Below are 7,282 nucleotides of genomic sequence, written 5' to 3'. Positions count from 1 at the left end.
TCAAACCCATGGACATCACCGTTGTGGAGCTGCTGGTGCCGGCGGCACCCTCCACCTTTGCTCAAGCAGCGTTGCTGCTGCTGCGGGTGTTCATGGGCATCTGCTTCATCCGCCACGGTTGGCCGAAGCTGCGCAACCTGCAGACCTGGGCTCAGATGCTGAACACGCCGGCCTGGCTTTGCTTTGTTTCTGCTGGATCGATGTGGGCGGGCGGCATTGCTCTGATCGTGGGCTTCCTGACCCCACTGGCCTCGTTCGCGATTTTGGTCTCGATGGCCTACGCGATGGTGCTGGAAATCAAGGGTGGTTTCCCCTTCATCGCCGCTGACCCTTATCTGATTCCTGAAGGCGACTACGCCGGCCCCATGGGCGTTGGTGAACCTCCCAGCTGGGAGAAAGCTGCCATGTATGTGGTGATGTGCCTGGTGCTGATCTTCTGCGGCGGTGGCATGCTCTCGCTCGACACGCTGTTGATTGACGATCTGCTGAGGGTTTGGCTGGGGATCTAATGGATACCCCAGCACGTGATGCGCTCATCAGGACACCGCCAGCCGTTCCTTGAGGTGATGGCCCACGCGGATGGCATTGGCGATGGCGGTGAGCGAAGGATTCACCGCGCCGATGCTGGGGAAGAAGCTCGTGTCCACCACGTAGAGGTTGTCGAGCTCGTGGGCCTTGCAGTTCACGTCGAGCACTGAGCTGGAAGGATCAGTGCCAAAACGGCAGGTGCCAGCCTGGTGGCCGACGGCAGCGATGCCCATCGGGTTCTTGACGTAGATCTGGCGCTCAATCAGGTGCTTCTTCAGATAGAGCTTATCGAGCATTCCCTGCAAGCGCCCCCACAGCCGGTTCGCTGAGGTTTGGTTGTTCACCGTGTAGTTGAGATGAATGTGACCAGCCGAGTCAATCGTGACGCGGTTGTTCGGATCGGGAAGGTCTTCCGTGGTAAGCCAGAAGTCGAGGGCATGCTCCGCAATCTGGTCCATCGACCAGTCGGGCATCAAGAAGGTTTCCAGCGGCGCATAACCCTTCATGATGGCCCCACGGGTTTTACCCGTCATCTGGATGTTGCCCATGGGGTAGTCGTAATCGGCGTCGCCGAAATACCAGTCGTTGATCGAAATCGTTTTCTGGAAGATGGTTGGGTTGGGCTCATGCGAGAGAGCCACCGCGGCCTTGCTGTTGTGGAACATGTAGTTGCGGCCTACCTGGTCGGAACCATTGGCCAAACCGCGCGGATGCTTGTCGTTCGCCGACATCAACAGCAAGCGGGCCGTGTTGGCAGCACCACAGCTCACCACAACAAGATCAGCCGAGTAGCTCAGCTTTTCGCCGTCGTGTACCAACTCCACCCCAGTCACCGTGGTGCCGGCTTCATCGGTTAGCAATCGCTTCACCTCAGAGCGGGTGAGCAACGACACATTGGCGCTAGCGGCAAGAGCAGGGCGCACACCACACACTTCGGCATCCCCTTTGGCATGGACCAAACAGGGGAATCCATCACAGTTGTTGCAACGCCGGCAACGGCTATAGGGCATATTGCTCTCATCGAGCATCACACCACTTGGCGCGTGGAACGGGTGCAGACCGGCACTGCGCAGATCATCCGCGAGTTTCTGGATTCTCGGCTCGTGGGAAATCGGTGGATGCGGATACGGTGCTGAACTGGGCGGATCGGTGGGATCTTCGCCGCGCAGGCCATGCACGTGATACATCGCCTCGGCCTGCTGATACCAGGGTTCGAAATCGCTGTAGCGCAGAGGCCAGGCCGGCGAGACGCCGTCGTGGTGCTCAAGAGCCTCAAAATCGCGCTGACGTAGCCGGAAATGGTGAGCCCCGTACATTTTCGTGGCACCACCCACGAAGTAGTGGCTACCAGGCTGAAAGGGATTGCCCTTGCCGTCATACCAGATGTCCTTGCTGAGATAACGCCCCTTCTGGAACACCTCATCGGCGTCCCAGTTCTGCGCTTCCTGTGGCAACCAGTCGCCACGCTCGAGGATCAGGATGCGAAGGCCGGTAGGCGCCAGCACGCGGGCGAGAGTTCCACCACCTGCACCACTACCGATGATGATCAGATCGAAGTGGCTGACCTCGGGCTTTTGCAGCTGACCAAGCGACTGGAGTAGATCCACGGAAGCATCATCACTAGCTGCAAGTTAGAAGCAGGTGATGACTCTGTCTCCGCTTTGTCACGAGCCTTTGGCGGAGCTGGGGTAGCGGTTGAGCTGATTGATCATTTTGCAAACCATGGCCGTCCAACCCGTTTGATGACTGGCACCAACACCGCTGCCGTGATCGCCGTGGAAATACTCGTTAAACAGGAGCAGATCACGCCAGTGGGGATCGTTCTGGAAGAGGTCAACATCGCCATTAAACGGCCGCCGACCATCCGAACCCCTTCGGAACAAATTCACCAGGCGATGCTCTAGAAGCAGTGAGGCATCCCACAGACTGATCCAGTTGCCTGAACGGGTTGGGAACTCCACCTGGAAGGAGTCGCCGTAATAGTGGCCAAACTTCTGCAAGGCCTCGATCAGCAAGAAGTTGATCGGCATCCAAACGGGCCCACGCCAGTTGGAATTGCCACCGAACATGGCCACGGGGCTGTCCGCCGGGCTGTATGCCAGAGTCTGGGAGTCACTACCCTCGGTGAAGGTATACGGATGGTCTCCGTACACCTTGGAAAGGGCGCGAATGCCATAAGGGGACAGGAACTCATCCTCATCGAAGAGCCGTTCACAGATCCGGCGGAGACGCTGCTCCGGCACAAGGGAGTACAGCAACCGGTCATTGCGCCACTCGGTGAAGTTATCGACCAACCACTGGGGGCGAGTTCGTTCGTGCAACAACCACTTCATGCTGCTGGCCACATCCAGCACCGGAAGCCGCTTCACGGTGTCCACATCAAAGCTGGCCACAGCAAGCAGCGGAATCAGACCGGAAACCGAGCGAGTGCGCAGGAAAGTAGTGCTCCCATCCGGCCGCTTGATCACGTCGTAGTAGAAGCCATCCTCCTCATCCCAGTTCACGTAGGCCCGACTGCCCGGCGTATTGAGGATGAGAGCCAGGGAGACGTAGTCGTAGACAAAGCGCTCACAGATATCGGCGTATTCAGGCTCCGCGCGGCTGAGCTCAACACTGATATTCAGCAGGTTGAGACTGAGGGAGGCCATCCAGGCGGTGCCATCACATTGTTCAATACGGCTGCCGTCGGCAAGGGGATAGCGGCGATCAAACACAGCAATGTTGTCGAGACCGAGGAAGCCACCCTCGAACACGTTGTCGCCGGAACGATCGTTGCGGTTAGCCCACCAGCCGTATTCAAGAATCAGTTTGCGCAACGCCGCCCGAAGGAAGCCGAAATCAGGCTCCTCGCTGCTTTTGCGGTCGATCTGGAAAATCCGCATCGCCGCCCAGGCGCCGATCGGAGGGTTGGGATCAGAGAGAGCCCACTCGTAGGCCGGGGTCTGGGCATTTGGAGCGGTGTAGTGCGGCGAGCGCAGCAACATGCACTGCTGCTTGGCGGTGGCGGGATCAAACACGGTGAAGGCCACCGAGTGAAACATCAAATCCCACTGGCAAAAGTAGGGGTATTCCCATGCATCCGGCATGGAGATCACATCGTGGGCATTGAGGCGCTGCCAGGACAGGTTTTGCGTGTGCCAGCGCTGGGGCGGAGGCTCCGGTGACGTGGGATCACCATCCAGCCAGCGCTGCACACTCCAGCCGTAATACTTTTTGCACCACAACAGACCAGCGGCAGCGCTGCTGTGGATCAAACGATCTTCATCGCTGAGGTGGGGAACTCGGCTATCAAAAAACTCTCGCCATTCCTTCTCACGCGCCCGGAACAACGGATCAACATCTGCGTTCGAAGGCTGACCATCAGAAGAACTAACAGGACCACTGAGCCGCAGGTTCACCTGCCACTCCTCACCGGGTTGAAGGGTGCGCTGCAGATGGCGAGCCACCTTGGTGCCATGCTGCGCTGGATTGATCGCCTCCTGCTCACCGTCGATCAGATAACGATGAAAGCCGTCCTTCTGGAAGGGGCGGGCATTGGGCTTCTGAAAGAGACGTTGCGTGTTGGTCTCGTTGTCGGTGAACAGCCAGGAGCCCTGTTCATGGCAGCTGAGCCGATAGGTGCCAACACCACCACTGACGGTGGCCTGCACAGCATCGCCATCGAGCTGCATCGGGTGCTCGTGCTCATCGGGATAGCCCCAACTCCAGGTGTTGCGTAACCACAGAGTGGGTAGCAGGGTGAGCGGAGCTGGATCAGGGCCGCGGTTAATGGCTCGGATCCGAATCGCAATGTCGTCTGGCCCCGCCTTGGCATATTCGATGAACACATCGAAGTAGCGGCTCTGATCAAAGATGCCGGTATCCACCAACTCATATTCGGGCTGATCGCGGCCCCGGCGGTGGTTCTCCTCTAGCAGCTGCTCGTAGGGGAAACGCTGCTGCGGATATTTGTAGAGCCCACGCATGAAGCTGTGGGTTGGGGTGTTGGCGATATGAAAGTAGTAGTCTTTGATGTCTTCGCCGTGGTTGCCTTCTTCATTGGCGAGGCCGAAGGGGCGCTCTTTGAGGATCGGATCCACACCGTTCCATAGGGCTACGGAAAAACAGAGGCGGCACTGGTTATCGCAGATACCCAGCAGGCCATCTTCACCCCAGCGGTAGACCCGGGACCGGGCGTGATCGTGGGGAAATGAAGTCCAGGCGTTGCCATCGGCGGAGTAGTCCTCGCGCACCGTTCCCCACTGACGTTCTGGCAAATAGCTGCCCCAGAGATCCCAGCGCACACCCTCGCGGTCGCGCTCGGCCATCCGCCGCAGCTCAGAGCCTTCGGGCGATGCCCCGCTTAGAAACGTCATAGGGATTCCAGCACCCGGTCGCCAACGCGCAATGCATTGGCGATCACCGTGAGACCAATGCCAATGCCAGGGCAGCTGGGAAACACACTGGCATCAGCGATGTAGAGGTTGGTGAGCTCGTGGGCACGGCCATTGAGATCCACCACGGACGTGGCTGGATTGGAACCCATGCGGCAGGTGCCGCAAACGCTGCCCATCACGGTGAGCGGAGCCTCACCGCGCGGATGGGTGGGAGCGGACTTCACCACATGGCACTCGGGGTCGCTTTCCACCAGCTTGAGCGTGTCGATCCAGCGATACACAAGGCGGTCATGGGCCTCGCGATTGTTGGGGAGATAGTGGATTTGAAGGTGATTCCCTCGCAGCGTCAGCCGGTTATGGGGATCGGGGAGAACAGCACTCATGGCCCACCACACCACCGAGCGGGCCGCCAGTTGTTCAAGCCCGAAATTGGGCATCAGCTTGGTCACCAGCGATAGCACCGGTGGAGATTCGGCAAACAAAGCGTCTTGCAGCACGCCGCCGCCACTGGCGATCGAACCCAGAGGGAAGCTCACGTTCTGATCGCCCCAGTAGTAATCGTTGACGCCCAAACTGCGGCCATAGCGACCGGAGTTGGGTTCGGCAGCCAGCTGAATGATCGAGGTGAGCTGTGGCTTCATCAGGTTGCGGCCCACCTGATCAGAGCCATTGGCCAAGCCCCGGCTGTGGTGCTCCGTAGCCGAGCGCAACAGAATCTCGGCGCTGTTGACAGCGCCCGCCGCCAACACCACCACGTGGGCCGTAAACAACCACGCTTGGCCATCAATCTCAGCCTCAACCCCGCGCACCTCAGTGCCTGAGGGGTTCACGTGCAACCGCCGTACCCGAGCGCGTTCACGCACCCGCACCAATGGCTGCGCCCGGGCTTGATCCACACCAAACAGCTCGGCATCACCGGTGGGATCCAAGGCTGACTCCGACCAGCTCTGGGGCAGGTGATAGGGATGAACGCCGTGCCGTTCCAGCGACAGGCGCAGTTCCTGCATGAACGGCTCGATCGGTTTCGGCTCAAACGGGAAACCGGAATGACGCGGAGGCTCACTGGGATCAACACCCTGCTCACCGTGCACGCGGTAGAGCTGCTCAGCACGGTCGTAGAAGGGAGCGAAGCTGCTGTAACTCAGCTCCCAGGAAGGGGCAGCACCCTGCTGCAACTGGATACCCGCGAACTCCTTCTCCCGCATCCGCTCAAGCACACCGCCCCAGATCTTGGTGTTGCCACCAAGGGCGTAGATGGTTTGCGGTGAAAAAGGATCCCCGTCGGTTCCAAACCACTGCTCACCAGGGTGGTAGCGATCTTTGCGGAACAGATCCACATCCGCGACGTTCTGGTCAACAAGTGGCATCGCACCACCGCGTTCCAGCAGGAGAACACGCTTGCCGGAATGGGAGAGCTGAGCAGCAAGGGTGCCTCCAGCGGCACCGCTGCCAATCACGATGACGTCGTAATGGGTGTCGTCGATGATCATGGTGAACCTCCTATTGCCACACGTAGATCAGCAGAAAGAGGATGATCCAAATCACATCCACGAAATGCCAGAACAGCGACGTGGCCTGCACACCCTGTTCACCACCGCTGTAATTGCCTGGGATGAAGGATTTGATCAACATCAGGCCCATCAACAGAACTCCCGTGGCCACGTGCAAGCCGTGGAAACCCGTGAGCAGATAGAACGTGCCACCGAAGGTTCCAGAGGTGAAGCCAAACTGCAAACCACTCCACTCGACTGCTTGGCCATAGAGGAAGTAAACCCCCATGGCCATACTCATCAGCCAGAACCCGCGGAACAGGAGCATGTTCTCGCGGTTTTTGAAATGCTCAGCCAAGGCAATGGTGCCCGAGCTGGACACAAGCACAATCGTGTTAACCAGTGGCGTCTTCCACTCCAATCCATCCACACCCTGGGGCAACCAGTTGAGTGCTGATGTCTTCAACAGCGCGTAGCCACTGAAGAAGGCGAGGAAAATCACACTTTCTGAGCACAGAAAGATGATAAATCCGGTGAGGTTGTGTTTTGGGTGCTCTTCGTGCTCGGCGGGAGCCCCTGGTTGTTGCAGTGTGGTGATGGTCATGCGGATGCCTCCTGCAGTTCGAGCTTGCGTTCAATCTCGTTTTGGTGTTCCACCAGGGGTTTGCCTAAGCCATAGCCGTAGGGGCGGCTGATCACGGTGGGCACGTCCTCGCCGAAGTTGTCCTCGGGGGGCGGGGAAGGCAAGAGCCATTCCAGACCGATGGCATTCCAAGGGTTGTGCGTTGCCTTGGGGCCGCGGATCCAGGCACTCAACATATTGAGCAGAAATGGAATAATCGACACTCCCAGTAAGAAGGCTCCCAGACTCGCCACCACATTCCAGAA

General features: G+C 58.8%; 5 protein-coding genes and 1 pseudogene. 1 reads left to right on the top strand and 5 read right to left on the bottom strand.

The genetic code is table 11. The features are described 5' to 3' along the window. Positions 1–509, top strand: a 509-nt coding sequence (locus ACIQ2E_RS10875; RefSeq protein WP_398330177.1) for a DoxX family protein, incomplete at its 5' end; no start/stop codon positions are given. Positions 510–536: 27 nt separating this feature from the next. On the opposite strand, the gene ACIQ2E_RS10870 is transcribed toward ACIQ2E_RS10875, so the two are convergent. The 5 genes and pseudogenes from ACIQ2E_RS10870 to ACIQ2E_RS10850 form a co-directional block, all read right to left on the bottom strand. After that, positions 537–2,135: a GMC oxidoreductase gene (locus tag ACIQ2E_RS10870; RefSeq protein WP_398330174.1), complete on the bottom strand. Its 1,599-nt coding sequence runs from the start codon at positions 2,133–2,135 to the stop codon at positions 537–539. A 57-nt stretch (positions 2,136–2,192) separates the two neighbouring features. Next, positions 2,193–4,835, bottom strand: coding sequence for an MGH1-like glycoside hydrolase domain-containing protein (locus ACIQ2E_RS10865; protein WP_398330171.1), 2,643 nt, complete (start codon positions 4,833–4,835; stop codon positions 2,193–2,195). A 44-nt stretch (positions 4,836–4,879) separates the two neighbouring features. Beyond that, positions 4,880–6,394 (bottom strand): GMC oxidoreductase, encoded by a 1,515-nt coding sequence (locus ACIQ2E_RS10860; protein ID WP_398330168.1) that lies wholly within the window; start codon positions 6,392–6,394, stop codon positions 4,880–4,882. 10 nt (positions 6,395–6,404) lie between these two features. Continuing rightward, on the bottom strand, positions 6,405–6,998 hold the full coding sequence (locus tag ACIQ2E_RS10855) for a heme-copper oxidase subunit III (RefSeq protein ID WP_398330165.1): 594 nt from the start codon (positions 6,996–6,998) through the stop codon (positions 6,405–6,407). After that, positions 6,995–7,282 (bottom strand): annotated as a pseudogene (locus tag ACIQ2E_RS10850) (cytochrome c oxidase subunit I); the annotation flags it as partial. The pseudogene ACIQ2E_RS10850 and the gene ACIQ2E_RS10855, both read right to left, overlap by 4 nt.

Origin of the sequence: Vulcanococcus sp., from assembly GCF_044369115.1 — a bacterium.
Classification (GTDB): Bacteria; Cyanobacteriota; Cyanobacteriia; order PCC-6307; family Cyanobiaceae; genus Vulcanococcus.
Note: the sequence above shows the minus strand (reverse complement) of the source record. Positions and strands in the feature narration are given on the sequence as shown.

What these genes read in the sequence shown, in the direction of transcription:
- ACIQ2E_RS10865 (WP_398330171.1), bottom strand. Translation starts at nt 4,835, where the DNA reads ATGGCCGAGCGCGACCGCGAGGGTGTGCGCTGGGATCTCTGGGGCAGC.
- ACIQ2E_RS10860 (WP_398330168.1), bottom strand. Translation starts at nt 6,394, where the DNA reads ATGATCATCGACGACACCCATTACGACGTCATCGTGATTGGCAGCGGT.
- ACIQ2E_RS10855 (WP_398330165.1), bottom strand. Translation starts at nt 6,998, where the DNA reads ATGACCATCACCACACTGCAACAACCAGGGGCTCCCGCCGAGCACGAA.